Origin of the sequence: Mesorhizobium argentiipisi (SeqCode) (assembly GCF_037179585.1) — a bacterium.
In the GTDB taxonomy this organism is placed as follows: domain Bacteria; phylum Pseudomonadota; class Alphaproteobacteria; order Rhizobiales; family Rhizobiaceae; genus Mesorhizobium; species Mesorhizobium argentiipisi.
In genome coordinates, this window is the sequence record NZ_JAPYKO010000072.1 from 1 (window position 1) to 2,181 (window position 2,181).

The following is a 2,181-nucleotide window of genomic DNA, read 5'->3' on the forward strand; positions in this document are numbered from 1 at the left end:
GCCTCTATCTGCCCTTGCGGACGGGGCGAACCGCGATCGGCGTGGTCGGCCTCGACAACGACAAGCAGGGACCGCTGCTGACGCCCGAGCAGCAACGCCTGCTCGACGCCTTGGTCGACCAGGCAGCGGTGGCCATCGAGCGGGTCCTGCTCGTCGCCGATGTCGACCGCGCCCGGCTTGCGGCTGAAGCGGACCGGTTGCGCTCGGCGCTGCTCACCTCCATCTCTCACGATCTGAAGACGCCGCTCGCCGCGATCATGGGCGCCGCCGGCACGCTGAAGGAATTCGCGCCGGCGCTGCCGGAAAAGGATCGCGCGGAGCTTCTGTCGACGGTCGTCAGCGAGTCGGAGCGGCTGAACCGCTTCATCGCCAATCTGCTCGACATGACCAGGATCGAATCGGGCGCGATGGAGCCGAATTACGCGCTCCATTATGTCGGCGATGTCGTCGGCTCGGCGTTGAACCGGGCGCAGAAGATCACCGCCGAGCACACGATAGAGACCGACATTCCGGCCGACCTGCCGATGCTGCGGCTTGATCCCGTGCTGTTCGAGCAGGCGCTGTTCAACCTGCTCGACAATGCCGCCAAATATGCTTCGCCCGGCTCGATCATCCGGCTGCAGGCCTGGGTCGACAATGGCGCCATCATCCTGCAGGTGATGGATGAGGGGCCGGGCATCCCACCGGGCGACCTGGAGCGGATATTCGACACCTTCTACCGCGTGCGCAAACGCGACCAGGTGCGCGCCGGCACGGGCCTCGGCCTGTCGATCAGCCGCGGCTTCATCGAGGCGATGGGCGGCACCATAGCGGCGGCCAACCGCACCGACCGTCCAGGCGCGATCTTCACCATCCGCATCCCGGTGCCGGCTGACTTGCCGGCGCTCGGCGCGCCCCTTACGGATGATGCGGCATGACAAACCAGGCTGTGTCCATATTGGTCGTCGACGACGAGCCGCCGATCCGCAAATTGCTGCGCGTCGGCTTGGGGAGCCAGGGCTATACGGTCTCCGAGGCGCCGAATGCCAAGGCGGCGATCGAACTCATGCAGACCGAACGGCCGGATCTGATCCTGCTCGATCTCGGCCTGCCCGGCATGACGGGCCTGGAGCTGCTCGGCAAATGGCGCGGCGAGGGTCTCGACATTCCGGTGGTGATCCTGTCCAGCCGCACCGACGAGGCCGGCATCGTCTCGGCGCTCGAGCTCGGGGCCGACGACTATGTGACGAAACCGTTCGGCATGAACGAACTGGTCGCCCGCATCCGCGTGGCGCTGCGCCACAAATTCCAGCAGCAGGGCGAGAAGCCGGTGTTTCAAACCGGCGACCTTTCCGTCGACCTGGTGAAGCGCATCGTCAAGGTCGAGGGCAAGGAGGTGAAGCTGTCACCCAAGGAATACGACATCCTGCGCATGCTCGTGCACTATGCCGGCAAGGTGCTGACGCACCAGTTCCTGATGAAGCAGATCTGGAACGACACGACCGACGTGCAGTATCTGAGGGTCTATGTGCGCCAGCTGCGGCAGAAGATCGAGAAAACACCGGACCAGCCGCGCTACATCATCACCGAGACGGGCGTGGGATATCGTTTGCGCGAGGTTGAATAATAGTCAGGTCCCCTGCGGCCGACACAAAGGCCATCAGGGCGCACGAGCGTGGTACTCACCTTCAAAGGTGCGTACAGATCAATTCCGCCTGATGACATAGGCGATCACATCTGACCTATCCAACCTCGGCATAGTCGAGGGCCGGCGACGCCGCTTTCAGGAGTCGGAGGGCTTACCCTTTACTGACGGCCAGCGGCACCTCCTACACGTCCTGGCGGGTCGTAGATCGCGGGTTAAAGCTGCTTACCGCTTGCCGGTTCTTCGCGCCGCTTCAACTTAAGGGGGGTTGCATGGCGGCTAGGCGCGCTCGGTTTGCCCGCGCTCCGGTTTCCCGCGACTTCCCGGCGCCCTGGTCCGCACTATGGTACGCCGCGGCGATTGCGTGCCTCGTCCAAACGCAAAAAACCGCCCCGGGTTAGACGGGGACGGTTATTGATTTATGATAAAATTGGTTGCGGGGACAGGATTTGAACCTGTGACCTTCAGGTTATGAGCCTGACGAGCTACCGGGCTGCTCCACCCCGCGTCAACCACGAGCAAGCGTTTGCTTGCGAACACGAGCAAGCGTTTGCTTG

2 protein-coding genes and 1 tRNA gene are annotated in these 2,181 nt (G+C 63.5%); 2 read left to right on the forward strand and 1 reads right to left on the reverse strand.

Going from position 1 to position 2,181, the window contains the following annotated elements; genetic code table 11:
• The coding region (locus O7A05_RS33925) for a GAF domain-containing sensor histidine kinase (RefSeq protein ID WP_337097765.1) at window positions 1-917 on the forward strand (917 nt) is incomplete at its 5' end.
• Window positions 914-1,606 carry a response regulator transcription factor gene (locus O7A05_RS33930; protein WP_337097767.1) on the forward strand — a complete coding sequence of 231 codons (693 nt, stop codon included), beginning with the start codon at window positions 914-916 and terminating at the stop codon, window positions 1,604-1,606. The genes O7A05_RS33925 and O7A05_RS33930, both read left to right, overlap by 4 nt.
• A gap of 449 nt (window positions 1,607-2,055) precedes the next feature.
• Here O7A05_RS33930 and O7A05_RS33935 read toward each other — a convergent pair.
• Window positions 2,056-2,132: transfer RNA gene (locus tag O7A05_RS33935), tRNA-Met, on the reverse strand.
• Between the last annotated feature and the right edge of the window lie 49 nt (window positions 2,133-2,181).